The organism is Streptomyces sp. Act143 (assembly GCF_003143935.1).
GTDB lineage: Bacteria > Actinomycetota > Actinomycetes > Streptomycetales > Streptomycetaceae > Streptomyces.
In genome coordinates this window covers 4643890-4667754 of record NZ_QFRX01000001.1, presented here as the reverse complement: position 1 = coordinate 4667754, position 23865 = coordinate 4643890, and the positions used below count along the sequence as shown (strand labels likewise).

At 71.6% G+C, this 23865-nt stretch carries 24 protein-coding genes and 1 riboswitch; of the genes, 13 read left to right on the top strand and 11 right to left on the bottom strand.

Annotation, left to right across the window (positions count from 1 at the left end):
* Nucleotides 1-18: 18 nt before the first annotated feature.
* The 3 genes from DI272_RS21030 to otsB all read left to right on the top strand — a co-directional run bounded on the left by DI272_RS21030 (nucleotide 19) and on the right by otsB (nucleotide 2497).
* The gene (locus DI272_RS21030; protein WP_375138116.1) at nucleotides 19-1236 is read left to right on the top strand and encodes an extracellular solute-binding protein; all 1218 of its coding nucleotides are present in this window, start codon (nucleotides 19-21) and stop codon (nucleotides 1234-1236) included.
* Nucleotides 1237-1290: 54 nt separating this feature from the next.
* Nucleotides 1291-1518 (top strand): DUF3263 domain-containing protein, encoded by a 228-nt coding sequence (locus tag DI272_RS21025; RefSeq protein ID WP_109496860.1) that lies wholly within the window; start codon nucleotides 1291-1293, stop codon nucleotides 1516-1518.
* Between the two features lie 73 nt (nucleotides 1519-1591).
* Nucleotides 1592-2497, top strand: coding sequence for a trehalose-phosphatase (gene otsB, locus DI272_RS21020; RefSeq protein ID WP_109496859.1), 906 nt, complete (start codon nucleotides 1592-1594; stop codon nucleotides 2495-2497).
* On the opposite strand, the gene DI272_RS21015 is transcribed toward otsB, so the two are convergent.
* Both DI272_RS21015 and DI272_RS21010 read right to left on the bottom strand, forming a co-directional pair.
* A complete protein-coding gene (locus DI272_RS21015) occupies nucleotides 2473-3861 on the bottom strand; it encodes a trehalose-6-phosphate synthase (RefSeq protein WP_109496858.1) in 1389 nt (462 codons plus the stop codon). The genes otsB and DI272_RS21015 overlap by 25 nt on opposite strands.
* A 275-nt stretch (nucleotides 3862-4136) precedes the next feature.
* Nucleotides 4137-5081, bottom strand: a complete 945-nt coding sequence (locus DI272_RS21010) for a glucosyl-3-phosphoglycerate synthase (protein ID WP_109496857.1) — start codon at nucleotides 5079-5081, stop codon at nucleotides 4137-4139.
* Nucleotides 5082-5216: 135 nt separating this feature from the next.
* Nucleotides 5217-5355, top strand: a riboswitch (SAM riboswitch).
* Nucleotides 5356-5372: 17 nt separating this feature from the next.
* Here DI272_RS21010 and thrC point away from each other — a divergent pair.
* The 6 genes from thrC (at nucleotide 5373) to DI272_RS20980 (ending at nucleotide 12434) form a co-directional block, all read left to right on the top strand.
* Entirely contained in the window at nucleotides 5373-6656 is a 1284-nt protein-coding gene (thrC, locus tag DI272_RS21005) for a threonine synthase (RefSeq protein WP_109496856.1), read from the top strand.
* Nucleotides 6653-6928 (top strand): ubiquitin-like small modifier protein 1, encoded by a 276-nt coding sequence (locus tag DI272_RS21000; RefSeq protein ID WP_109496855.1) that lies wholly within the window; start codon nucleotides 6653-6655, stop codon nucleotides 6926-6928. The genes thrC and DI272_RS21000 overlap by 4 nt, the downstream gene beginning before the upstream one ends.
* A 452-nt stretch (nucleotides 6929-7380) precedes the next feature.
* Nucleotides 7381-7584 carry a cold-shock protein gene (locus DI272_RS20995; protein ID WP_004986573.1) on the top strand — a complete coding sequence of 68 codons (204 nt, stop codon included), beginning with the start codon at nucleotides 7381-7383 and terminating at the stop codon, nucleotides 7582-7584.
* A gap of 332 nt (nucleotides 7585-7916) precedes the next feature.
* Entirely contained in the window at nucleotides 7917-9539 is a 1623-nt protein-coding gene (groL, locus tag DI272_RS20990; protein WP_059195844.1) for a chaperonin GroEL, read from the top strand.
* Nucleotides 9540-9728: 189 nt separating this feature from the next.
* Nucleotides 9729-10853, top strand: a complete 1125-nt coding sequence (locus DI272_RS20985) for an NADH:flavin oxidoreductase (RefSeq protein ID WP_109496854.1) — start codon at nucleotides 9729-9731, stop codon at nucleotides 10851-10853.
* A gap of 126 nt (nucleotides 10854-10979) precedes the next feature.
* Entirely contained in the window at nucleotides 10980-12434 is a 1455-nt protein-coding gene (locus DI272_RS20980; RefSeq protein WP_109496853.1) for an MFS transporter, read from the top strand.
* A 36-nt stretch (nucleotides 12435-12470) separates the two neighbouring features.
* Here the strand turns inward: DI272_RS20980 and DI272_RS20975 are convergent, their stop codons facing one another.
* From DI272_RS20975 to DI272_RS20950, 6 genes are all read right to left on the bottom strand, one after another.
* Nucleotides 12471-13037, bottom strand: coding sequence for a hypothetical protein (locus tag DI272_RS20975; RefSeq protein ID WP_109496852.1), 567 nt, complete (start codon nucleotides 13035-13037; stop codon nucleotides 12471-12473).
* Nucleotides 13038-13233: 196 nt separating this feature from the next.
* Nucleotides 13234-13764, bottom strand: a complete 531-nt coding sequence (locus tag DI272_RS20970) for a DinB family protein (RefSeq protein WP_109496851.1) — start codon at nucleotides 13762-13764, stop codon at nucleotides 13234-13236.
* A 110-nt stretch (nucleotides 13765-13874) separates the two neighbouring features.
* The gene (locus DI272_RS20965; protein WP_146238373.1) at nucleotides 13875-14072 is read right to left on the bottom strand and encodes a hypothetical protein; all 198 of its coding nucleotides are present in this window, start codon (nucleotides 14070-14072) and stop codon (nucleotides 13875-13877) included.
* Between the two features lie 29 nt (nucleotides 14073-14101).
* Nucleotides 14102-15424, bottom strand: coding sequence for a PTS transporter subunit EIIC (locus DI272_RS20960; protein WP_109500951.1), 1323 nt, complete (start codon nucleotides 15422-15424; stop codon nucleotides 14102-14104).
* Between the two features lie 16 nt (nucleotides 15425-15440).
* The gene (gene murQ / locus DI272_RS20955) at nucleotides 15441-16376 is read right to left on the bottom strand and encodes an N-acetylmuramic acid 6-phosphate etherase (protein WP_109496849.1); all 936 of its coding nucleotides are present in this window, start codon (nucleotides 16374-16376) and stop codon (nucleotides 15441-15443) included.
* Between the two features lie 60 nt (nucleotides 16377-16436).
* The gene (locus DI272_RS20950) at nucleotides 16437-17366 is read right to left on the bottom strand and encodes a MurR/RpiR family transcriptional regulator (protein ID WP_109496848.1); all 930 of its coding nucleotides are present in this window, start codon (nucleotides 17364-17366) and stop codon (nucleotides 16437-16439) included.
* Nucleotides 17367-17421: 55 nt separating this feature from the next.
* On the opposite strand from DI272_RS20950, the gene DI272_RS20945 reads away from it, so the two are divergent.
* Both DI272_RS20945 and DI272_RS20940 read left to right on the top strand, forming a co-directional pair.
* Entirely contained in the window at nucleotides 17422-17817 is a 396-nt protein-coding gene (locus tag DI272_RS20945; RefSeq protein WP_109496847.1) for a hypothetical protein, read from the top strand.
* Complete coding sequence (locus tag DI272_RS20940; protein WP_109496846.1) at nucleotides 17814-18083, top strand: DUF4031 domain-containing protein; 270 nt, start codon at nucleotides 17814-17816, stop codon at nucleotides 18081-18083. The genes DI272_RS20945 and DI272_RS20940 overlap by 4 nt, the downstream gene beginning before the upstream one ends.
* A 66-nt stretch (nucleotides 18084-18149) precedes the next feature.
* On the opposite strand, the gene DI272_RS20935 is transcribed toward DI272_RS20940, so the two are convergent.
* Entirely contained in the window at nucleotides 18150-19280 is a 1131-nt protein-coding gene (locus DI272_RS20935) for a GNAT family N-acetyltransferase (protein ID WP_109496845.1), read from the bottom strand.
* Between the two features lie 35 nt (nucleotides 19281-19315).
* A complete protein-coding gene (locus DI272_RS20930) occupies nucleotides 19316-19960 on the bottom strand; it encodes a hypothetical protein (RefSeq protein WP_109496844.1) in 645 nt (214 codons plus the stop codon).
* Nucleotides 19961-19994: 34 nt separating this feature from the next.
* On the opposite strand from DI272_RS20930, the gene DI272_RS20925 reads away from it, so the two are divergent.
* Both DI272_RS20925 and DI272_RS20920 read left to right on the top strand, forming a co-directional pair.
* Nucleotides 19995-20660 (top strand): maleylpyruvate isomerase family mycothiol-dependent enzyme, encoded by a 666-nt coding sequence (locus DI272_RS20925; protein WP_109496843.1) that lies wholly within the window; start codon nucleotides 19995-19997, stop codon nucleotides 20658-20660.
* Between the two features lie 136 nt (nucleotides 20661-20796).
* A complete protein-coding gene (locus DI272_RS20920; protein ID WP_109496842.1) occupies nucleotides 20797-21522 on the top strand; it encodes a copper homeostasis protein CutC in 726 nt (241 codons plus the stop codon).
* Between the two features lie 36 nt (nucleotides 21523-21558).
* Here DI272_RS20920 and DI272_RS20915 read toward each other — a convergent pair whose 3' ends face one another.
* The gene (locus tag DI272_RS20915; protein ID WP_109496841.1) at nucleotides 21559-23619 is read right to left on the bottom strand and encodes an ATP-binding domain-containing protein; all 2061 of its coding nucleotides are present in this window, start codon (nucleotides 23617-23619) and stop codon (nucleotides 21559-21561) included.
* Nucleotides 23620-23865 lie beyond the last annotated feature (246 nt).

Below are 23865 nucleotides of genomic sequence, written 5' to 3'. Positions count from 1 at the left end.
GTGGTGTCCGCACTGGGCATGACGGCGGTTCTCGGCGGCTGCGGCCTGGGCGGGGGGTCGGGGGACGTCACCCTGCGGCTGGTCGCCGCCGACTACGGGGACAGCAAGGCGAACAGCTCCCAGAAGTACTGGGACGACCTGGTGGCGGACTACGAGTCCGACCACCCCGGCGTGAAGATCGACGTCAGCGTCTACTCCTGGAACGACGTCGACCGCAAGGTCAAGGAGATGGTCGCGGACGGGGACGCGCCCGACATGGCGCAGATCGGCGCGTACGCCGACTACGCCCACGACGGTCTGCTCTACTCCGCGGACGAACTGCTCTCCATCCCCACGCAGGCCGACTTCGTCTCGCAGCTCGCCACGGCGGGCGAGGTGGACTCCACGCAGTACGGCATGCCGTTCGCGGCCTCCACCCGGCTGCTCTTCTACAACAAGACCCTCTTCGCCAAGGCCGGGCTGACCCCGCCCAAGACCTGGGACGACCTCGCCGAGGACGCCGCCGCGCTCAAGGCGGAGGGCGTGCAGTACCCCTACGCCCTGCCGCTCGGCTCCGAGGAGGCGCAGGCCGAGACCATGCAGTGGCTGCTCAGCGGCGGGGGCGGCTACACCGAGGACACCGGCACCTACGGCATCGACTCCGCGGCGAACGTCGACACCCTCACCTGGCTCAAGGACGACCTGGTCGGCAAGGGGCTGACCGGTCCGGTCGCGCCGGGCAAGCTGAACCGGGCGGACGCGTTCGCCGCGTTCGCGGACGGCCGGGTCGGCATGCTCAACGGGCATCCCACGCTGATGAAGACGGCCGCCGCGAAGGGCGTGAAGTTCGGCATGGTCCCGATGCCGGGCGTCGACGGCCCGACCAAGTACTCCATGGGCGTCGCCGACTGGATGACCGCGTTCAAGAAGAACGGGCACGCCGAGCAGATCGGGGACTTCCTCGACTTCGTCTACGACGAGAAGAACGTGCTGGCCTTCTCCCGCGAGTACGACCTGCTGCCGGTGACCATGTCGGCCTCCGATGTGATGAGCACGGCGAAGGAGGACCAGGACCTCAAGCCCTTCCTGACGGAGCTCACCGGCTCCGAGCTCTACCCCGTCGGCAAGGTCTCCTGGGCGACGGTCAGCGCGGCGGTGAAGCAGCGGATCGGCAAGGCGGTGACGGCCGGGGGCAGCCCGTCGGTGATCCTCGGCGACATCCAGTCGAAGGCGCTGCTGGCGGAGAGCGCGGAGTAGCGGCCCACGGCCTCGGGGTGGGCCTTGTCGGTGGCGGGGGCTACGGTCGCTGACATGAACGACCTGGCCCCCCGAGAACTGGCCGTCCTCGCGCTGGAACGCCGCGGCTTCGCCGGTCCCGGCGCGAAGGAGCGCGCGATACGCGAGGAACTGGGCCTGGCCCCGGTCCGCTACTACCAGCTGCTGAACGCCCTGCTGGACGACCCGAGGGCCCTGGCCGCCGACCCGGTGACGGTGAACCGGCTGCGCCGGGTGCGGGAGGCGCGGCGGTCGGAGCGGTGAGGTCCGTCAGCCGGTAAGGACGGCGGGGGCGAGAAAAAGGCGTGCGATCCGCCGCCGTGGATATGGTCCTTCCATGGGCAGCCACAAGGACTCCACGGACGACTCCCTGCCGACGCCGACGCCGACCCCGGTGACCCAGGCCGGCCGGGACGGCCTCGCCGCGATGCTCGCGCGCCCCGCGAAAACGGTCGTCGCGCTCGACTTCGACGGCACGCTCGCCCCGATCGTCGCCGACCCGGAGCAGGCGCGGGCCCACCCCGACGCCGTTCCCGCGCTCGCCGCACTCGCGCCGCGGATCGCCGCCGTCGCCGTCGTCACCGGCCGCCCCGCCGGGGTCGCCGTCCGCCTCGGGGGCTTCGCCGGGGCCCCCGGCCTCGCGCATCTCACCGTCCTCGGCCACTACGGCGCCGAACGCTGGGACGCCGTCAGCGGCGAGGTCACCGCGCCCGCCCCGCACCCCGGGGTCGCCGCCGTCCGCGCCGAGCTCCCCGGCTTCCTCGACGGCATCGGCGCCTGGCAGGGCACCTGGATCGAGGAGAAGGGCCGTGCCGTCGCCGTCCACACCCGCAGGGCGAAGGACCCGCAGGCCGCCTTCGACGCCCTCCGCGCCCCCCTCACCGACCTGGCCACCCGGCACGGCCTGATCGTCGAGCCCGGCCGCCTGGTCCTGGAACTCCGCCCGCCCGGCATGGACAAGGGCCGGGCCCTGACGGAGTACGTCCGCGAGCTCGGCGCCGAGGCCGTGCTCTACGCCGGTGACGACCTGGGAGACCTCCCCGCCTTCGCCGCCGTGGACAAGCTCCGCTCCGACGGCGTGCCGGGGCTGCTGGTGTGCAGCACGGGCAGCGAGGAGGTGGCCGAGCTGAAGGAACGGGCCGACCTGGTGGTGGACGGCCCGGCGGGACTGGTACGGCTGCTGACCTGGCTGGCGGGACAGCTCCCGCCCGCCCCGGATCAGGAGCGCAACGCGGCCAGCTGATCGAGGAACCACTGCGTGGGCGGCAACGCCGTGGCCGCGGCGGCCAGCCGCTTCGTGCGCTCCGCCCGCTCCTCCGGCGCCATCGTCAGCGCCGCGTGCAGGGCGTCGGCCGTGCCGATCACGTCGTACGGGTTCACCACGAGCGCGTCCTCGCCCAGCTCCTCGTAGGCCCCCGCCTCCCGCGACAGCACCAGCGCGCAGCCCGCGTCGGAGACCACCGGCACCTCCTTCGCGACCAGGTTCATGCCGTCGCGGATGGGGTTGACCAGGGCCACGTCGGCGAGCCGGTACGCGGCCAGGGAGCGGGCGAAGTCGTCCTTCACGTGCAGCACCACCGGGGTCCAGCCCGCGGTCCCGTAGCGGGAGTTGATCTCCTCCGCCAGCCGCTGCACCTCGGCCGTGTAGTCCCGGTAGACGGCCAGGTCCTGCCGGGACGGGTAGGCGAACGCCACGTGCACGACCCGCTCCCGCCACTGCGGGCGGGTCTCCAGCAGATGCTCGTAGGCGCGCAGGCCCCGCACGATGTTCTTCGACAGCTCGGTGCGGTCCACCCGGACGACGGCCCTGCGGCCCGCGCCGATCTCCGCCTTCAGCGCGGCCATCCGCTCGTCGACGTCCGCCTCGTGCGACCGCTTGCGCAGGAAGTCCGCGTCCGCGCCGAGCCCGTGCACGCCGATCCGGGTGTCCCCGAGCCCGCCGGCGAGCTCCGCCGCGCACGCCTCGAACGCCGACGCCCAGCGGCGGGTCAGGAACCCCAGCCGGTCGGCGCCCAGCATGCCCCGCAGCACCTGCTCGGCCACGTCGTCCGGCAGTATCCGGAAGTACTCCGGCGGCGCCCAGGGGGTGTGCGAGAAGTGGCCGATGCGCAGATCGGGCCGGAGCGCGCGGAGCATCCCCGGGACCAGGGTGAGGTGGTAGTCCTGGACCACGACGGCCGCACCCTCGGCCGCCTCCTGCGCCAGCGCCTCGGCGAAGGCGCGGTTGTACGTCTCGTACGACGTCCACTGCCGCCGGAACTCCGCGTCGAAGACCGGCTCCAGCGGGGTCTGGTACAGCATGTGGTGGACGAACCACAGGACCGAGTTGGCGATGCCGTTGTACGCGTCCGCGTGCACGTCGGCCGGGATGTCGAGCATCCGCACGCCCGCCTCGCCCACTCCGCGCCGCACCGCCTCGCGGTCGCCGTCGCTCAGTGCCGAGCACACCCACAGCGCGTCCGCGTCCGCCCCGATCGCCGAGAGCCCCGAGACCAGCCCGCCACCGCCACGCCGGGCGGCCAGTGTGCCGTCCGCCAGGACGTCGTACGAGACAGGGCCCCGGTTGGAGGCCACCAGTACCTGCGCAGCGCCGAACGTTGTAGCCATACGGACCATACGGATCAACCTAGCCCGACGACGGATTACTCAAACGTTCGTCCGGTTCGCTCGCCAGAAGAGCCACCAGACTGTCCAGCGCCGCCCTGACGGCCGTTCTCGCCCTCGGCCTTGCCTCGTTCCAGGCCGAGGCCCACGCCGCCACCGCCGCCGCCAAGCCCTGCAAGATCAAGAGTCCCGCGGGCAACTGCTACGCCGACGGCCAGTTCTGCGCCAAGAAGCACCACGGCCTGCACACCTACGGCAAGGGCGGCGAGTACCTGGGTTCAGGCCACCTTCCGTTCCGCGTACTCCGTGATCTCCACCATCGGGGGCCGTTCCTCCGTGTCCACGGAGTAGGTGCGCGGCTCGAAGCCGTCCTCGCCGCGTTCGAACTGGGTGAGGGACGGGCGGATCAGGTGGCCGCGGGCCAGGCGCAGCTGGGCCGTGCGGTAGATCGCGGCGGACATCCGGCCGAGGGCCTGGCCGTCCTGGTGGCGGTGTTTGCGGACACCCACGTCGACCTGGGCGAGCGCGTCCAGGCCGACCAGGTGCAGGGCGTCGACCAGCATGCCGAGCTCGACGCCGTAGCCGACGGGGAACGGCAGTTGTTCCAGCAGGGAGCGGCGGGCCGCGTACTCGCCGCCCAGCGGCTGGACGAAGCCGGCCAGTTGCGGCCAGTGCATGTTCAGCAGCGGGCGGGCCATCAGCTCGGTCACCCGGCCGCCCTGGCCCGCGGCGCCGCCGAGCGGGCGGTCGTACATGGCCTTGACCAGGTCGACGCCGGGTTCGGTGAGCAGCGGACCGACGATGCCGGTGACGAAGTCCGAGGAGAACTCCTTCAGGTCCGCGTCGATGAAGCAGACGATGTCGCCGGTGGTGGCGAGCAGGGAGCGCCACAGCACCTCGCCCTTGCCGGGGAGCGCGGGCAGCCGGGGCAGGATCTCGTCGCGGTGCACCACCGTGGCGCCGGCCGCGGCGGCCACCTGCGAGGTGCGGTCGGTCGACCCCGAGTCGACGACGACGATCTCGTCAACCAGCGGGACCTGGCGCACCAGGTCGTGACGTATCACGGAGACGATGTCACCGACCGTCTCCTCCTCGTTGAGCGCGGGCAGCACCACGCTGACCGTCTGCCCCGTGCGCTGCTTGGCGGCCATGATCTGGTGGAGCGGGCGATCGGACACCGACCAGGAGCGGGTGCTCAGCCAGCGCTCGACTTCTTCCAGCACGTAGGCGGCTCCTTCACATGTGATCCATCTCGCGGTTCGGACGACTATCTCAACTGTCCAGGTCGTCGGTTACAGTCTTGAACAACGCGGGTGACCATCGCATGTCCTGCAGACCCGCCGACCACAACTTCATACCGCTCATCCAGAGGGGCAGAGGGATACGGCCCGATGAAGCCCCGGCAACCCTCCAGCCGGTCTCGTTCACGCGAGGCTCCCGGCTAGGGAAGGTGCCAAATCCGTCTCACGGCGAGATGCGTCGTGAGGAAGATGAGGAGAAAGGGCCTCGCCTCCATGGCTGCGCAGACTGTTGCAAGCACCACGAACTCCGTCGATCTGGGTCCCGCCGCGGCGCTGAGCTGCCGCGAGTGCGGTCACCGCGTACCGCTCGGCCCGGTCTTCGCCTGCGAGGAGTGTTTCGGCCCGCTGGAGATCGCCTACGACTTCTCGGCCTACGACACCGAGGAGCTCCGCAAGCGCATCGAGGCGGGACCCGCGAACATCTGGCGCTACGCGCCCCTGCTGCCCGTCCCCGCGGACGTGGCCGACAAGCCGAACATCAACCCCGGCTGGACCAAGCTCGTCAAGGCCGACAACCTCGCCCGCGAGCTCGGTGTCGACACCGGCAAGCTCTTCGTGAAGGACGACTCCGGCAACCCGACGCACTCCTTCAAGGACCGCGTGGTCGCCCAGGCCCTGGAGGCCGCCCGTGCCTTCGGCTTCACCACCCTGTCCTGCTCCTCCACCGGCAACCTCGCCGGTGCCGTCGGCGCCGCCGCCGCCCGCGCCGGCTTCCGGTCCTGCGTGTTCATCCCGCACGACCTGGAGCAGGGCAAGGTCGTCATGGCCGCTGTATACGGCGGTGAGCTCGTCGGCATCGAGGGCAACTACGACGACGTCAACCGCTTCTGTTCCGAGCTGATCGGCGACCCGGCCGGCGAGGGCTGGGGCTTCGTCAACGTCAACCTGCGGCCGTACTACGCGGAGGGCTCCAAGACCCTGGCGTACGAGATCTGCGAGCAGCTCGGCTGGCAGCTCCCCGACCAGCTCGTGGTGCCCATCGCCTCCGGCTCCCAGCTCACGAAGATCGACAAGGGGCTGCAGGAGCTGATCAAGCTCGGGCTCGTCGAGGACAAGCCGTACAAGATCTTCGGTGCGCAGGCGGAGGGGTGCTCGCCGGTGTCGGTCGCCTACAAGGCGGGCCACGACGTGGTGCGGCCGCAGAAGCCGGACACCATCGCCAAGTCCCTCGCCATCGGCAACCCGGCCGACGGCCCGTACGTCCTCGACATCGCCCGGCGCACCGGCGGTGCGGTGGAGGACGTGACCGACGAGCAGATCGTCGACGCGATCAAGCTGCTGGCCCGCACGGAGGGCATCTTCGCGGAGACCGCCGGTGGCGTGACGGTCGGCGTGACCCGCAAGCTGATCGAGAACGGTCTCCTCGACCCGACGCTCACCACCGTCGTCCTCAACACCGGCGACGGCCTCAAGACCCTCGACGCGGTGGCCGGCACCGGCCTCACCGCCACCATCCGCCCGAACCTGGACTCCTTCCGAGAGGCTGGCCTCGCATGAGCGTGACCGTCCGCATCCCCACCATCCTGCGTACCTACACCGGCGGTCGGGCCGAGGTCGCCGCCGAGGGTGCCACCCTCGCCGACGTCATCGCCGACCTGGAGAAGAACCACACCGGTATCGCCGCCCGCGTCCTCGACGACCAGGGCAAGCTGCGCCGGTTCGTCAACGTGTACGTGAACGACGACGACGTCCGCTTCGAGCAGGGCCTGGAGACCGCCACCCCGGACGGCGCGGGCGTCTCGATCATTCCGGCCGTCGCCGGCGGCTGACCGCGGCTGACCGAATGACTGATCATTACCTTCGGTAACGCCTATTACCGAGAGTTCATCGGATTGCCCCCTCCGTGAGAGAAGCGGAGGGGGCAATTCTCTATGGTTGAGCGCGGTACAGTTGGGGAAGCTGCTGCGCCTTCCATGCCACACGCATATGAGTACCTGCTCCACTTGCGACGAGAAGCAGCCAAAGTGTGTGGTTCCTTTGCGAGTTTTGTGCCTTTTATGAGGCCCGACTTGCCCTGAATTCGGGCGAATTCTCACTACATTCCGGACCCCGCACGTCCAGAATTCTCGTCCGATTGACCTGTTGCAGACGGCAGTTGGACAGATACATTCAGCCGCGGTCGACGCGTTCCGGCGCACGCCCCCAATCCGTGGGGGGTGAGGTCTGACCCGGATCCGCGAAGTGTGGATCTGTGCAAGGGCCAGTAATAGGGGAGTTAGGCATGGCTCAGGGCACCGTCAAGTGGTTCAACGCGGAGAAGGGGTACGGCTTCATCGCGGTCGACGGTGGTGCGGATGTTTTCGTCCACTACAGCGCGATCCAGATGGACGGGTACCGCACCCTGGAAGAAGGCCAGCGGGTGGAGTTCGAGATCTCGCAGGGCCAGAAGGGCCCGCAGGCCGACATGGTTCGCGTCACCGCCTGATCGCGCGACCGACCAAACCGCAAGCGACGTCTTCTGCTGAAGGGCTCGCACCTCGTGAGGGGTGCGGGCCCTTCGGCCTGTCCGGAGCCGGTACGGGCCTGGTGGTGCGGGGCGTGGGCAGGGTCGCTCGATCCCGAGAGGCGCTTGCACTCGCAGGGGTCGAGTGCTAATCATTGGCGTTAGCACTCTGAAGGTGAGAGTGACAAAGAAGGACCGGGTCGGTGAGGCCGCAGGCCGGGTGGGGCAAGGAACCACGAGGCAGGCAGGCCGTCCGTCGCGGGCGCGGGCGCGGTCCGAAGGAATCACCCCCAGTCCTGGAGGGACCACTTCACATGGCCAAGATCATCGCGTTCGACGAGGAGGCGCGGCGCGGCCTCGAGCGCGGCATGAACCAGCTCGCGGACGCCGTCAAGGTGACGCTCGGCCCCAAGGGTCGCAACGTCGTCCTCGAGAAGAAGTGGGGCGCCCCCACGATCACCAACGATGGTGTCTCCATCGCCAAGGAGATCGAGCTCGAGGACCCGTACGAGAAGATCGGCGCCGAGCTGGTCAAGGAAGTCGCCAAGAAGACGGACGACGTCGCCGGTGACGGTACGACCACCGCGACCGTTCTCGCCCAGGCGCTGGTCCGCGAGGGTCTGCGCAACGTGGCCGCCGGTGCCAACCCGATGGCGCTGAAGCGCGGTATCGAGAAGGCCGTCGAGGCCGTCTCCGGTGCCCTGCTGGAGCAGGCGAAGGATGTCGAGACCAAGGAGCAGATCGCTTCCACGGCCTCCATCTCCGCCGCCGACACCCAGATCGGCGAGCTCATCGCCGAGGCGATGGACAAGGTCGGCAAGGAAGGCGTCATCACCGTCGAGGAGTCCCAGACCTTCGGTCTGGAGCTGGAGCTCACCGAGGGTATGCGCTTCGACAAGGGCTACATCTCGGCGTACTTCGCCACCGACATGGAGCGGATGGAGGCGTCGCTCGACGACCCGTACATCCTCATCGCCAACTCCAAGATCGGCTCCGTCAAGGACCTGCTCCCGCTCCTGGAGAAGGTCATGCAGTCGGGCAAGCCGCTGCTGATCATCGCCGAGGACGTCGAGGGCGAGGCCCTGTCGACCCTGGTCGTCAACAAGATCCGCGGCACCTTCAAGTCCGTCGCCGTCAAGGCCCCGGGCTTCGGCGACCGCCGCAAGGCCATGCTCGGCGACATCGCCATCCTCACGGGCGGCGAGGTCATCTCCGAGGAGGTCGGCCTCAAGCTGGAGAACGCGACCCTGGACCTCCTGGGCCGCGCCCGCAAGGTCGTCATCACCAAGGACGAGACCACCATCGTCGACGGTGCCGGCTCCGCCGACCAGGTCGCCGGTCGCGTGAACCAGATCCGCGCCGAGATCGAGAACAGCGACTCGGACTACGACCGCGAGAAGCTCCAGGAGCGCCTGGCCAAGCTCGCCGGTGGCGTCGCCGTCATCAAGGCCGGTGCCGCGACCGAGGTCGAGCTCAAGGAGCGCAAGCACCGCATCGAGGACGCCGTGCGCAACGCCAAGGCGGCCGTCGAGGAGGGCATCGTCGCCGGTGGTGGCGTGGCCCTGCTCCAGGCCTCCGGTGTCTTCGAGAAGCTGGAGCTGGAGGGTGACGAGGCGACCGGCGCTGCCGCCGTCAAGCTCGCCCTGGAGGCCCCGCTGAAGCAGATCGCCGTGAACGCCGGCCTCGAGGGCGGCGTCGTGGTGGAGAAGGTCCGCAACCTCACCCCGGGTCACGGCCTCAACGCCGCGACCGGTGAGTACGTCGACCTGGTCAAGGAAGGCATCATCGACCCGGCGAAGGTGACCCGCTCTGCCCTGCAGAACGCCGCCTCCATCGCCGCGCTCTTCCTCACCACCGAGGCCGTCATCGCCGACAAGCCGGAGAAGGCCGCCGCGCCCGCCGGTGGCGGCATGCCGGGCGGTGACATGGACTTCTGATCGACCGAGGAGCTCCGGCTCCGGTTGATCAACGTCCTTACCGAGGGCGGCACTTCCTGCGCAGGCAGGGGGTGCCGCCCTCGGGCTTTTTCCGGGTGTGAGGCGCCACACAGCCAATTACTTAAGGGGGTGCAACAATGCGTACGCACATACCAGCTGGTCAGATGAGTCACCTCCAAGGAGCCCCGCGTGACCGCCTCCGCCCCCGCCTCCCGTGCCGCCGAGATCCTGTCGCGGCCGATCACGATCAACGGCCTGACCGTCCCGAACCGCATCGTGATGGCGCCGATGACCCGCATGTTCTCCCCGGGCGGCATCCCGGGCGCGGACGTCGCGTCGTACTACGCGCGGCGCGCGGCGGCGGGCGTCGGTCTGGTCGTCACCGAGGGGACCTACGTCGGCCACGACTCGGCCGGGCAGAGCAGCCGCGTCCCGCGCTTCCACGGTGAGGAGCAGCTCGCGGGCTGGCGGCAGGTCGCCGCGGACGTGCACGCGGCGGGCGGCACCATCGTCCCGCAGCTGTGGCACATCGGCATGGTCCGCAAGGAGGGGCAGAACCCCGTCCCCGAGGCCCCCGCGGTCGGCCCCTCCGGCCTGCGCATCGGCGCGACCGAGCCCACCGGCACGGCCATGACCCAGCGCGACATCGACGACGTCATCGGCGCCTTCGCCGAGGCCGCTGCCGCCGCCGAGCGCATCGGCATGGACGGCGTGGAGATCCACGGCGCGCACGGCTACCTGGTCGACCAGTTCCTGTGGGCGGGCACCAACCGCCGCACGGACGCCTACGGCGGTGACCCGGTCGCCCGCACCAAGTTCGCCGCCGAGATCGTCGCCGCCGTCCGCGAGACCGTCTCCGCCGACTTCCCGATCATCTTCCGCTACTCGCAGTGGAAGCAGGAGGCCTACGACGCCCGGCTCGCCGAGACCCCGGAGGAGCTGGAGGCCATCCTGACCCCGCTCGCCGCCGCCGGCGTCGACGCCTTCCACGCCTCCACGCGCCGCTACTGGCTCCCGGAGTTCGAGGGCGCCGACCTCAACCTCGCGGGCTGGACCAAGAAGCTCACCGGCAAGCCGGTCATCACCGTCGGCTCGGTCGGCCTGGACGGCGACTTCATCAAGGCGTTCGTGGGCGAGGGCTCCCCGGTCAAGGGCCTCGACGAGCTCCTCGACCGGCTGGAGCGCGACGAGTTCGACCTCGTCGCCGTCGGCCGGGCGCTGCTCCAGGACCCGGAGTGGGCGGCGAAGGTCCTCGCGGACCGCTTCGACGAGCTGAAGCCGTACGACGCGGCGGCGCTGCAGTCGCTGAGCTGATGCCACGGCGCGGGGGTCGCGGTACGTGCTGCCGCGACCCCCGCGCTGATCTGCGTCACTTGGTTAAGTCAATCAACTGACTTAAGGTTGCCTCGGTCAAGTACTAGCCGATGGAGGCCCCCAGTCATGTCCGACGCCCCTGCCGCAGCACCATCACGGCCGAACGCCGTGGTGGCGGTGCTGGCCTTCGCCGGAATCGTGGTCTCGCTGATGCAGACCCTGGTGATCCCGATCGTCCCGGAGCTGCCGAGGCTCCTCGACGCCCCCGCCTCCGACACCGCCTGGGCGGTCACCGCCACACTGCTCGCCGCCGCGGTCGCCACGCCGGTCGTCGGGCGGCTCGGCGACATGTTCGGCAAGCGCCGGATGCTGCTGATCAGCGTCGTCATGCTGGTGGCGGGCTCGGTCGTGTGCGCGCTGAGCGACTCCCTCATACCGATGATCGTCGGCCGTGCCCTCCAGGGCCTGGCCTCCGGTGTGATCCCGCTCGGCATCAGCATCATGCGCGACGAGCTCCCGGCGGAGCGGCTGGCCGGAGCCACCGCCCTGATGAGCGCCTCCCTCGGCATCGGCGGCGCGCTGGGTCTGCCCGCCGCGGCCCTCATCGCCGACAACTTCAGCTGGCACGTGCTGTTCTGGACCTCGGCGGTGCTGGGCGTCGTCGCCGGCGGCCTGGTCCTCGGGCTGGTCCCCGAGTCCGAGGTGCGCACCGGCGGCCGCTTCGACCTGCTGGGCGGCCTCGGCATGGCGGCCGGTCTGATCTGCCTGCTGCTCGGCATCTCCAAGGGCGCGGACTGGGGCTGGACCAGCGGCACGACCCTCGGCCTGTTCGCCGCGGCCGTCGTGATCCTGCTCGCCTGGGGCTGGTACGAGCTGCGCACCGACCAGCCGCTGGTCGACCTCCGCACCACCGCCCGCCGTCAGGTCCTGGTCACCAACCTGGCCTCGATCGCGGTCGGGTTCGCCATGTTCGCCATGTCGCTGGTCCTGCCGCAGCTGCTCCAGCTGCCCGCACAGACGGGTTACGGCCTCGGCAGGTCGATGCTGGTCGCCGGTCTGGTGATGGCCCCGTCCGGCCTGGTCATGATGGCCACGGCCCCGCTCTCGGCGGCCGTCTCCAAGGCCCGGGGCCCGAAGGTCACGCTGATGATCGGCGCGCTGATCGTGGCGGCGGGCTACGGCCTCAACATCGTGCTGATGTCGGAGGTCTGGCACTTCGTGCTCACCGCCTGCGTCATCGGCGCCGGCATCGGCTTCACCTACGGCTCGATGCCCGCGCTCATCATGGGCGCCGTCCCGGCATCGGAGACGGCGGCGGCGAACAGCCTCAACACCCTGATGCGATCGATCGGCACCTCGTCGGCGAGCGCCATCGCGGGCGTCATCCTCGCCCAGCTGACGACGGACTTCGGCGGCTACGCGCTGCCCTCGGAGAACGGCTTCAAGGTGGTCCTGGCGGTGGGCGCCGGCGCGGCCCTGCTCGCCTTCGCGGTCGCTTCCTTCATCCCGCGGCAGCAGCCGGCAGGGGGCGTGGCAGCGCCCATGGCGGCGGGGTCGCCGGAGGTGGCGGCCAAGTCGTAGGCCCGGGAGGACGGCTGGGGGACCTCTTCGGCGTGCTCACAGGTTCCCCAGCGGCTCGATGTCCACCTTCACCGGCGTCCCCCACACCCGCAGCACCTCGTAGTCGGTGAACTCGTGCACGAGCCGGTACGCCATCGCGGCGCGCGGCCCCCTGCGGGCCGCCGCCAGGTACAGCTCGGCCTCCCGGCGGTCCCGGCGCGGGGTGCCGCACAGCTGCCACTCCTGCCCGTTCCACAGCTCGGGCAGCCAGCGCTGCTGCGGCTGGGGGCGGTCGTCCCGGACGCCGTAGCGAGAGGGGGCGGTCGCGTTGGGGCCGGTCTGGGCGGGGCCGTTGATGGAGGCGCGGCGGGCGGCGCGGCGCCGGGTCTCGCAGAGCAGGCACAGGTCGGGGGCGTTCTCGTCGACGGGCCCGTTCGGGTGCTCGGCGCAGCGGGTGCTGGGGGCGGCGCCGGTGACGCTCTCGTCGAGCAGCTCCAGGGCGCGCTTGATGTCGGCCTTCACCTCGTGCAGCTTGGCGTCCGGGGTGTCGGCGGTGAGGGCCTCGCCGTGCTCGCCGAGGAGGCGGAGGGCTCGGCCGAGGGCGGTGAGCTGGGCGTGGTTCATGACGGCCAGTGTCTCAGTCCGCGTCGTCCTTGAGCTTGTCGGTGTCCAGGGTGGCGTTCACCGGAGCGGGGAGTTCTACGGGGGATCCGTACGGGTGTCGCGGTCAGGCCCCCGCAGGTGTTGCAGCGCCTGACGGGGGCTGTGCGTCATCCGGGACGGTGGAGGGCTGAGCGGGGCGCTTGAGCTTCGGGAGCCGTCAGCCCATGCTCTTCGCGCCGTCCAGGGACTCCCGGATGATGTCGGCGTGCCCGGCGTGCTGGGCCGTCTCGCCGACGATGTGCAGCAGCACCCTGCGCGCCGACCATCGAGCCCCGGGCTTGAACCAAGGAGCCTCGGGCAGCGGGTGGTCGGCGTTCAGGTCGGGCAGGGACGTGACGATCTCGTCGGTCCGGCGGGCCGCCTCCTCGTAGGCGGCCAGCACACCGGCCAGGGTGTCGCCGGGCTGCATCCGGAACTCGTCGGCGCGCCGGGCGAAGTCGGCCTCGGTCCTGTTGCTGAAGTCGTCCGACGGCGACGGGCCGTTGAGGATGAAGTTCGCCCAGTTCCGTTCCACCGAGGTGACGTGCTTGATCAGGCCGCCCAGGCACAGCTCACTGGCCGTGGTCCGCTGCCCGGCCTGCTCGTCGGTGAGGTCACGGGTGGTGAAGCGCAGGAAGTGCCGGTGGTGGGCCAGCACTTCCAGCAGGTCGGTGCGTTCGGTGGCCATGTCCTGCGTGGTGTCGGTCATGAGGGCACGCTAGGAGCGGTATAGGTCAGATCCTGACCTCTATGGCCGTCTCGATGAAGGTCGACCATGCCGACGGTCGCCCGTGGCCGGTAAATCTCCGCGGTCTCCGGTCAAGGGCAGGCGTGCGTCGGGGCGGAGGCGAGGTCGCCGAGCACCGGCTTGACGGTGTTCTCCGCGGTGCACATCACCGGGGCGGCCGAACCCCAGTGGTTGCCCGCATGGGCGCCGGGGTCGTGGTCGGCGTGTGCGGGGGCGGCGAGGGCGACGGCGGAGCCGGCCAGGACGGCGGCCATGAGCATCTTCTTCATGATCGGGAAACGACCGGCCGCGGGGACGGTCACCTCCGCGGCCACCCGAACGTGTAAGTCGCCCCGAACCCGACCACGTACGCCGTCAGGAGTCCGCCCCCGTAGATCCCTGCTGCCGTCGCCCACCCCGCGTCCCCGGCCAGCAGCGGAAACAGCGCCCACCCCGACGGGCCGATCGCGGTCGCCCCCACCCGCTCCCCGAGCATCGCGAACAGCCCGACGAACGCCCCGCCCGCCGCCCCGCCTGCGCAGGCGGTCAGGAACGGTCTCCCCAACGGCAGCGACACCCCGTAGATCAGCGGCTCTCCCACCCCCAACAGCCCCGCGGGCAGGGCCGACTTGATCGTCGTGCGCATGGCCGTGTCGTGCCGCAGCCGTACGTACACCGCGGCCGCCGCCCCCACCTGCCCCGCCCCCGCCATGGCCAGCAGGGGGAGGAGCGTGGTGGAGCCCTGTTGCTCGATGAGCGTGGCGTGGATCGGGATCAGGGCCTGGTGCAGGCCCAGCATCACCAGGGGGAGGAAGAGCCCGCCGAGGACCGCGCCGGCGAAGGCGCCCGTCGTCGACAGCAGCCAGTTCGCCGCCGTGCCGATCGCCGTGGAGACGGCGCCGGCGGTGTACATGAGGACGTACAGGGTCGCCAGGCCGGACACGAGGACGGTGACCGTCGGGGTCACCAGCACGTCCAGTGCCCCCGGGACCCGGCCCCGGCACCACTTCTCCACGTACGTCCCCAGCAGCGCCGCCGCCAGCGCGCCCAGGACGCCGCCCTGGCCCGGCGCCAGCGTCACCCCGAACGCCGTCACCTTCGCCACCCCCGGGTACACGACGATCGCCGCCACCGCGCCGCCCAGCACCGGCGTGCCGCCGAACTCCTTCGCCGTGTTGTACCCGACGAACACCGCGATGAGCGACATGAAGGCGCTCGCGATCGCGGCCAGGGCGGGGGTCAGGCCCGGCAGCCAACCCAGGTTCAGCAGCAGGCCGTTGACGCCCGCCAGCACCCCGCAGCCGATCAGCGCGGGGATCAGCGGGACGAAGACGTTCGCGACCCGGCGCAGGGCCAGCTTCACCGGGGTCGCGTTGCGCGCCTTTTGCGTCTCCTTCCGCAGCAGCGCCTCGAAGTCCGCCGTCACCCGGGTCACCGCCCCCGGCCCGAGCACGATCTGGTACGAGTCGCCGTCCTCGACCACCCCCAGGACACCGGGCAGCCCGCGCAGCGCCTCCCCGTCCACCAGGTCGCGGTCGGCGAGGCCCAGCCGCAGCCGGGTCATGCAGTGGGCGACGGAGAGGACGTTCGCGGGGCCGCCGACCAGCGGCAGGAGCTGCGGGGCCAGATCTGTGGTGGGCACCGCACGAGCGTGCGGGTCAGCCGCCCGCCGCCGCCAGCGCGGCACGCAGATGTCCGCCGGACTCCTCCAGAAGGCGGGCGGCGGTGCGGCCGTCCACGCCGGTGAGGATCGCCAGGATCGCGTGCTTCACCTCGCCGTCCGTCTCCGCCAGGGCCCGCTCGATCTCCTCGTCCGGCGCGCCCGTGGCGAGGGCGACGATCCGGCGGGAGCGGGCGCGCAGCTTGTCGTTGGAGGCGCGGACGTCGACCATCAGGTTCCCGTACGTCTTGCCCAGCCGGATCATCGTGATCGTCGACAGCATGTTCAGCACCAGCTTCTGGGCCGTGCCCGCCTTCAGCCGGGTGGAACCGGTGACCAGTTCGGGGCCCACGACGACCTCGATGCCGTGTTCCGCGGCGGCGGCCAGCGCGCTGTGCGCGTTGCAGGCCAGGCCGATCGTCAACGCGCCCTGGGCGCGGGCGTGTTCGACGGCGCCGATGGCGTAGGGGGTGCGGCCGGAGGCGGAGATGCCGACCACGGTGTCGAGCGGGGTCAGCTTCAGCGCGTCCAGATCCGCTCTGGCCAGCTCCTTGGAGTCCTCGGCGCCCTCGACCGAGGTGACCATGGCCTCCCGGCCGCCCGCGATCAGGCCGACGACCTGCGCGGGGTCGGTGTTGAAGGTCGGCGGGCACTCGGAGGCGTCCAGGACGCCGAGCCGTCCGGCGGTACCGGCACCGGCGTACACCAGCCGCCCGCCCTGGGCCATCCGGGCGGCCACGGCGTCGATGGCGGCGGCGATCTCGGGCAGCCGCTCGGCCACGGCGGCGGGGACGGTGGTGTCCTCGCCGTTCATGAGGCGGGCGATGTCGAGGGTGGGGAGGCGGTCGATGTCGGCGAGCTCGGGGCGGAAGGCCTCGGTGGTGAGGGCTTCCAACTCGGCGCGCAGAGCGCGGGGGTCGGAGGTGGAGGTCATGGGGGGCGGCTCTTTCACGTGGTTCTTGCACGTCACGGAGTGGGGGGCGCGCGTCGGCTGCTACGTTCGCCCGCGATGCCGGTGTGCCAGCGCCTCGTACGACGAGGCGAGCGCAGGCGCCGCAGTCTCGTATGTCCGTTGCGCCACTCCGACAAACAGGCAGTCCACGACCAGCAGCTGACTGGTCCGCGACGACATCGCGGCCGGCCGCAGCTCGCTCTCCCGGGCCGTCGACGTCGTCAGCACATGGTCCGCGTACTGCGTCACCGAACTGTCCGGCCGCCCGGTGATGGCCACCGTCGTCGCCCCGTGCTCGAACGCGACCCGCAGCGGCTCGATCACGTCCCCCGTGGCCCCGGAGTGCGTGATCGCGATGGCGACGTCCCCCGCCCTCAGCTGCACCGCGTTCGTGACGGCGAGGTGCGGATCGCTGTGTGCGTGGGCTATCAGCCCTATCCGCAGCAGCTTCTGCGTGAGGTCCTGCGCGACCAGCCCGGACGCCCCGACGCCGTAGACGTCGATACGGCGGGCGGTCGCGGCGGCGGCGACGGCCGCGGCCAGTTGCACGGTGTCCAGCCCGGCGGCGGTGTCGGCGAGGGTCTGCTGCTCGTCGTAGGCGAGTTTCGCGACGACGTCGGCGATGGGGTCGTCCACCGCGATGTCCGTCGTGATCGCGGGCGCCCGCCCGGACTGCTGCTGGGCGGCGAGACCGGCGAGGGCGAGGCGCAGATCGCGGTAGCCGGGGTAGCCGAGGATGCGGGCGGTGCGGACGACCGTCGCCTCGCTGGTGCCGGTCAGTTCCGCGAGGCCGGTGACCGTCAGGGCCGCGCAGCCGGCCGGGTCACCGGCGACGGCCTCGGCGACACGCTGCATGGAGCGGGTCATGGAAGGGGCGAGGGTGCGCACTTTGGCGGCGAGGGCGGCGGGGGCGGGCGGCGCGGCCGGTCCGCCCGAGGAGCTGCCGAAAATTTCCTTCACATCCTGGGTCACGTATGAAAGATATTTTCGGCTCGGTCCCGGGGTCAAGAGTGCGCACAATGGGTGCATGGACCCCTCCGGCCTCCCCGTAAACCCTCTGGAGCAGGCGTTGCACGCGGCACGCGCCCTGGTGCTCGCCGATCTGGTCGCGGGCGAGGTCGCCGACGCGGACGTGGTCTCCCTCGTCGAGGAGTCCGTCGTCCAGCGGCGCTGGTGGGTGGAGCAGTGGCCGGACGGCGCGGACTTCGTGGCCGGGCTGGTCGCGCAGGACGTGCAGGACGCGCTCCTGGAGCGCTACGGCCGCTGGCCGCTGTGCCCGGTGTGCGGGGCCGGCGACCCGCACGCCCTGGAGGTCGAGCCGGAGCTCGGCCCGGACCCGCAGTGGGTGTGCCACAAGGCGGGCGTGCGGGTCGCGTCGGTCGGTTCGCTGGGCTCCGCGAACGGCGGGACGCCCTCCTCGTGACCGTCTACATAGACCCGCCCGCCTGGCCGGGACACGGCCGGATGTGGTCCCACCTGGTGAGCGACGTGTCGTACGACGAACTCCACGCGTTCGCCGACGGCCTGGGCGTACCGCGCCGCGCCTTCGAACGCGACCACTACGACATCCCCTCGCACCGGTACGCGGACGTGGTCGCCGCCGGGGCGGTGGAGGTCAGCAGCCGCGAGGTGGTGCGGCTGCTGACGGAGTCGGGACTGCGGCGGCCGAAGGGGCGCGCGACCGGCTAGGCGTGCTGTCCCGGGACGTCGGTGACCGGCCCTGGTTGTGCTGTCCCGGGACGTCGGTGACCGGCGCTAGTCGCGCCCGCGCAGGTACAGCCGGAGGTCGGCTTCCTTCTCGAGCGGCTCGTGCTGCTCCTGGGCGTGCACCTCGCGCTGCTCCTCGATGGTCGCCCGGACGTATCCGGCGCGGGTGACCACGGCCTGGGAGGCGTGGTTCGTCTCCTCGACCGTCGCCATGAGCAGGCGCACGTCGTCCCGGTCCAGCGCCCACGCGCTCAGCGCGCGCAGCGCCTCCGTCGCGTAGCCCTGGCCGCGGGCGGACTCCGCCAGGTCGTAGCCGACCTCCGCGCGGCCGTCCTCGTCCGGGGCGCCGTGGAAGCCGATGCCGCCGATCGCCCGGTCGTCCTCGCGCCGGACCAGGGCGAACACACCGAACTCGGGGCGGTGCACCCCGGATTCGTAGGCCTTCAGCATCATCCCGGCGGCGGCCCGGGTGCCCTCGAAGGGGCCGTCGGCGACCCAGTCGAAGCCGCCGTCGCCGCCCGCGGCGAGGTCGGCCGCGGCGGCCGGGGTGACGCCCTCCAGGGTGAGGCGCTCGGTCGGCAGCACGAGGTTGTTGCACCAGCGCCACTCAGTCACCCGCGCACGGCCGGGCAGTTCGCCGCGGCCGGTCGCCCACAGCAGGGTCGGCCAGGGGGCCGGGCCGGGCCGGACGCCCGGGAAGATCGTGGTCAGCACGTACTCGGCGAGCTCGGCAGGTGCCTCGTACGGCACGCCGAAGCCCTGGGCGATGTCATGGGTGTGCAGCAGCGCCTCGGCGATGCCCATCGCGGCGAAGCCGTCACGGTTCGCGCTGCGGAAGGGGTAGGGGTGGTAGGCGCGCGCGGCGCGCGGGGCGGTGCGCAGGGTCGCGGCGAACAGCGCGCCGGTCGTCGTGACGACGTCGATCAGCCCCGCGTTGTCGGCGCGGTAATTGCCCTTCTCGTCGCCGTCGACGGTGATGTCGAAGGGCACGTACGACGTCTGCGCACGCGAGGCGAGGTTGCCGGCGTAGCCGAGGAAGTCGCTGGCGACGTGGGTCGCGGTGAAACGGCAACTCCATTCCAGGCCGGCGGCGTCGGTGTTCTCCCAGTCCTCGTCGACCACCGTCCGAAGCAGTGCCGCACAGCTCTCGGCGGCCTCTTCCACGTATTGCGCACCCATGAATCGCATGCGGGCAGGCTAGGCAGCGGGCGGCGTCAGGTCGACAGCATTTCCAGCTCGGCGGCGAGGTTGTAGCGGGCGGTGGCCTCCCAGTGCTCGGCGCCGTACGGCGTCCTGAACAGCCGTGGCAGGTCGAGGAGCTGTCGCAGGATCGCCGAACGGCCCTCCCGGAACGCCTCGTCGGGGACGAAGTGGTACTCCTCGCGGACGGCGACGGTATAGGCGGCGTACCCGGACGGAGGGGCGGCCAGGGTCGCGAGGTCCGCGTCGCACAGCACCTGGCCGTCGCGGTCGTCGTCGGCGGGGTCGTGGGTGACGGTGAGGCGGACGAGGCGGGCGACCTCGGCGGTTCTGGCCGCGGGGACCCCGGCTTCGGGGAGGGCGCGCTCGGCGATCCGGGCCGACCGCTCCTCGTTCTCCGACCGCTCGGGCAGATAGACCGCGTCGTGGAACCAGGCCGCGAGCCGGACGACGTCCGGGTCGTCCGCGTACTTCTCCAGCACGTCGACGTGGTCCAGGACCGCGGTGAGGTGCGCGAGCGTGTGATAGCGGCGCTGCGGCTCCTGCCAGCGGGCGAGGAGATTGTCGGCGTAGGGGGCGGGGTCGGGACCGTCACCGGTGCCGCGGGCCCCGGTCAGGGCGTGGGAGAAACGGACACGGAGGGCGTCGAGATCGACCATGTACCGATTGTCGCGCGGCCCCTAGCGTGTGGGCATGACTACTGCTGACCTACGCGACCCCGACCTGCCCGGCCTCCTCCTCACCACCGAGCGCGACGGCCTGATCCCGCTCCTGCGGTCCCGCGCGGACGCCGATTTCGCGATCCCCACCGCCGCGTGTCCCGGCTGGACGGTCCGGGACGTGCTGGCGCACTGTTCGTCCGCGCTGATGCGGGTGGTGGAGAGCCGCTTCGAGAAGGGCGTCTTCTCGCCGGAGGCGAACGACCGGGACATCGCCGAGCGCGCCGACTGGAGCAACGCGCGGGTCGTGGACGAGCTGGAGCGCGGGATGACCGAGGCCGGGCCGGTGATCGCCAAGGCGGGCGGGGTGCTGGACATGGTGGCGCTGGGCGAGTGGGTGCACGGCGGGGACGTACGGGACGTGCTCGGCGAGCCGGGCGCCTACGCGGGCCCCGGCCTGCCGCACGCCCTCCGGCTGCTCGCCGGGATCACCCGGTACAAGGGGACGCTGCCCCTGCACGCCGACCTCGACGACGTCGACGAGCCGCTCACGCTGGGCGCGGCGTCGGGGGAGCGGACGCCGGCCCGGTACATCGGCGACGCCGCGACCCTCGTACGGCTGTACGCGGGGCGCCCGGTGCAGGGGCGGGCCTTCGAGCTGGCCGGGGCGGAGGCGGCGGAGCTGAACATCTTCGGGTGACGCGTTCCGGCCGGGCCGCGACCGTACGGCGCCGATCCTGTCGCGGGCGCGGCGGCCACGGGCGTACCCTGGGATTGGACTAGACCTCTAGTCGCCCAGTCATCGTCCTGCCGCCCACGCCAACGAACGGGGTCCCATGAGCAACCGCGCAGTCCTGGAGGTCATCGCCCTCGACGCCGAGGACGCGATCGCGGCGCAGGCCGGCGGCGCGGACCGGCTGGAGCTGGTGACCGACATGGCGGCCGACGGCCTGACCCCGTCCGTGGCGACCTTCACCGCGATCCGGGCCGCCGTCGACATCGACCTGCGCGTGATGGTGCGACTGGCGGACGGCTTCGCCGCGGGAGAGGCGGACCGGCTGGTCCGCACCGCCGGTGAGCTGCGCGCCGCCGGTGCGGACCAGTTCGTGCTCGGCTTCCTCGACGCGGCGGGCGGCGTGGACCTGACGGCCGTGGAGCGCGTGGTCGCCGAACTGGACGGCTGCCCCTGGACCTTCCACCGCGCCATCGACCACGCTGCCGACCGGGACGCCCTGCGCAAGCAGCTCGCCGACCTGCCGGGGCTGGACACCTACCTCACGGCGGGGGCGTCGACGGGAGTGACGGAAGGGCTGCCGACCCTCCTCACCGAGGCGGCGAGAGCCGGGGACCCGGGTTACGAGCAGCAGATCCTGGTGGGCGGCGGGCTGGCCCTGGAACATGTCCCGCACCTGCTGGCGGCCGGGGTCGACGCCTTCCACATCGGCGGAGCGGCGAGGCCGGGGGGCTGGGAGCACCCGGTCTCGGCCCAGGCGGTGGCGGAGTGGCGCCGGCTGCTGGAGGGCTTTCAGGGGCGCGGGGAACCGCACGCCGAGCCACAGTGAACTCGCACCCGGCACCCGACAGCGAGCGGCACCTTCTCAGCCGAGTTGCGGCGGCAGCTGCGCGGAGTGAGTGACGATCAAGCCCGACACCGCACGGGTGAGCGCCACGTACAACCGCCGCAGCCCCGTCCGCTCGTCCGGCTCGCCGTCGACCACCGCCTGCGGCTCGTCGAGGACGACGTAGTCGTACTCCAGACCCTTTGCCAGCGAGGCGGGGACGAGCGTCAGCCGGGTCTCCTCGGTCGTCTCCTCGCCGGGGGCCAGGCAGCCGATGCCGGCCGCGTCGAGGGCCACCGCCAGCGCCGGGATGCGAGCGTCCGCGGCGATCAGCCCCGTCGAGCCCTCGTTGCGCAGCAACTCCTCGCAGGCGGCGACGACTTCGGACGTCCCCGAGACCTCCCGCAGGTCGAAGAAGCCGGGGTTCTCACGGACCGACGCGACCGGCGTCAGCCCCGGCGCGATGTGCGGCAGCAGCCGGGAGGCGTACGTGATGACGTCCGTCGGCACCCGGAAACCGGCCGTCAGCTCCTCGATCACGCCGTCCGCCTTGCCGAGGTGGGCGAGCGCCTCGTCCCAACTCCGCGTCGCCCAGGGCGTGGTGCCCTGCGCCAGGTCGCCGAGGACGGTCGCGGAGCCGGTGGTGCAGCGCCGGCCCACCGCCCGGTACTGCATGGGGGACAGGTCCTGCGCCTCGTCCAGCACCACATGGCCGAGGGAGTGCGTGCGCTCGACGACGTCCGCCGCCTCGTCGATCAGCACCGCGTCCGCGGCCGACCACTTGGCCGACTTCACCGACCGCACGGGCTTCGCCCACAGGATCGTCTTCTGCTCGTCCTCGTCGAGGACCCCGGCCGCGTGGACGGCGAGGAAGTCCGCGTCCGTCAGCAGCCGCAGCACCAGCTTCGCCGGGTCGACCGGCGGCCAGATCTGCTTCACCGCCGCCTTCACCGCCGCGTTGCGGGCCACCGCGTCCTGCACCCGGTCGTCCGGCGCCTCGCCCGAACGCTCCATCTGCACCAGCACCGCGTGCGCGATGCGCTGCGGAAGGGCGTCGCGGGCGGCGCCGTAGCGGATGTCCCGGTCCAGCAACTCGCGGACGATGCCCTCCAGTTCGTACGCCGGGACCCGCCACCGCCGGGAGCCGCGCACCACGACCACCGGCTCGGTCGGCATGGTCACGTGCGCGTAGACGGCCCGGCGCAGCACCTCCGCCATCCTCGCGTCGCCCTTGACGACCGCGGCGGCCGCGTCGTCGCTGCCGCGCACCTCGACGCCCTTCGCCACCAGATCGTCGACGGTGGCCTGCTGCACGCTCAACTCGCCCAGCGCGGGCAGCACTTGCTCGATGTAGTGCAGGAAGGACCGGTTCGGCCCGATGACGAGGGTGCCGGTGCGGGCGAGCCGGTCCCGGTGGGCGTACAGCAGGTACGCCACCCGGTGCAGACCGACGGCCGTCTTCCCGGTCCCCGGCCCTCCCTGCACGCACACCGTCCCGCCCAGCCCCGACCGCACGATCTCGTCCTGCTCGGGCTGGATGGTGGCGACGATGTCCCGCATCGGACCGACACGCGGCCGCTCGATCTCCTGCTGGAGGAGCTTGCTGGTGGTGGCCGCCTCGGCGGGGTCGGAGAGGTGCTCGTCCTCGTACGCCGTGATGTCCCCGCGCGTGTACCCGAAGCGGCGGCGCAGGCCCACGTCCATCGGGTCCTTCTTGGACGCCCGGTAGAACGGCTGCGAGACCGGCGCACGCCAGTCGATGACCATCGGATCGCCGTCGTGGTCGTGCACATGCCGCCGCCCGATGTAGAAGCGCTCCCCGTCCGCGCCCTCCGCCTGCTCCGCGCCCGGGGCGTGCAGATAGTCGAGGCGGCCGAAGAAGAGCGGGGTGTCGCTGAGGTCGGCGAGGGCCCTGATGCGCTCGTCGATCTGGCGGGCGAGGACCTCGGCGTTGACCCAGTTCGCGGTGACGTCCTTGATGTCGAGGGACTCGACGTCCTCGCGCATGGCGCGCAGGGCGGCACGGGACTCGGCGAGATGACGGCGCTCACGGCCGAGCGGGTCGTCCAGGGGCGCGGGGTCGTCGACGGGCGTGGACAAGGCGGTGCCTCCGAAGGTGCTGCGGGGTGGGTCGCTGCTGCTGCGAAGTACCGACCGGTTTCCGTCCGGGCGGCGGCGCTCCGTCGAGGGAGGCGGGCAAGAGCGGGAATCCTACGGGAGCGCGGGGCACGGCTGCCAACCGATTTCCGTCCGCGGCAGCGGCGCGGGGCGCGGCTGCCCACCGTTCCTTCCGTCCGCGGCACGACCCGCCGGACAGGCCCCCTAGGGGATCACCCCTCCCTCCGC

Coding starts and splice junctions, on each gene's coding strand:
- DI272_RS21030 (WP_375138116.1), top strand. CDS start 19: ATGACGGCGGTTCTCGGCGGCTGCGGCCTGGGCGGGGGGTCGGGGGAC.
- DI272_RS21025 (WP_109496860.1), top strand. CDS start 1,291: ATGAACGACCTGGCCCCCCGAGAACTGGCCGTCCTCGCGCTGGAACGC.
- otsB (WP_109496859.1), top strand. CDS start 1,592: ATGGGCAGCCACAAGGACTCCACGGACGACTCCCTGCCGACGCCGACG.
- DI272_RS21015 (WP_109496858.1), bottom strand. CDS start 3,861: ATGGCTACAACGTTCGGCGCTGCGCAGGTACTGGTGGCCTCCAACCGG.
- thrC (WP_109496856.1), top strand. CDS start 5,373: ATGGCTGCGCAGACTGTTGCAAGCACCACGAACTCCGTCGATCTGGGT.
- DI272_RS21000 (WP_109496855.1), top strand. CDS start 6,653: ATGAGCGTGACCGTCCGCATCCCCACCATCCTGCGTACCTACACCGGC.
- DI272_RS20995 (WP_004986573.1), top strand. CDS start 7,381: ATGGCTCAGGGCACCGTCAAGTGGTTCAACGCGGAGAAGGGGTACGGC.
- groL (WP_059195844.1), top strand. CDS start 7,917: ATGGCCAAGATCATCGCGTTCGACGAGGAGGCGCGGCGCGGCCTCGAG.
- DI272_RS20980 (WP_109496853.1), top strand. CDS start 10,980: ATGTCCGACGCCCCTGCCGCAGCACCATCACGGCCGAACGCCGTGGTG.
- DI272_RS20975 (WP_109496852.1), bottom strand. CDS start 13,037: ATGAACCACGCCCAGCTCACCGCCCTCGGCCGAGCCCTCCGCCTCCTC.
- DI272_RS20970 (WP_109496851.1), bottom strand. CDS start 13,764: ATGACCGACACCACGCAGGACATGGCCACCGAACGCACCGACCTGCTG.
- DI272_RS20965 (WP_146238373.1), bottom strand. CDS start 14,072: ATGAAGAAGATGCTCATGGCCGCCGTCCTGGCCGGCTCCGCCGTCGCC.
- murQ (WP_109496849.1), bottom strand. CDS start 16,376: ATGACCTCCACCTCCGACCCCCGCGCTCTGCGCGCCGAGTTGGAAGCC.
- DI272_RS20945 (WP_109496847.1), top strand. CDS start 17,422: ATGGACCCCTCCGGCCTCCCCGTAAACCCTCTGGAGCAGGCGTTGCAC.
- DI272_RS20935 (WP_109496845.1), bottom strand. CDS start 19,280: ATGGGTGCGCAATACGTGGAAGAGGCCGCCGAGAGCTGTGCGGCACTG.
- DI272_RS20930 (WP_109496844.1), bottom strand. CDS start 19,960: ATGGTCGATCTCGACGCCCTCCGTGTCCGTTTCTCCCACGCCCTGACC.
- DI272_RS20925 (WP_109496843.1), top strand. CDS start 19,995: ATGACTACTGCTGACCTACGCGACCCCGACCTGCCCGGCCTCCTCCTC.
- DI272_RS20920 (WP_109496842.1), top strand. CDS start 20,797: ATGAGCAACCGCGCAGTCCTGGAGGTCATCGCCCTCGACGCCGAGGAC.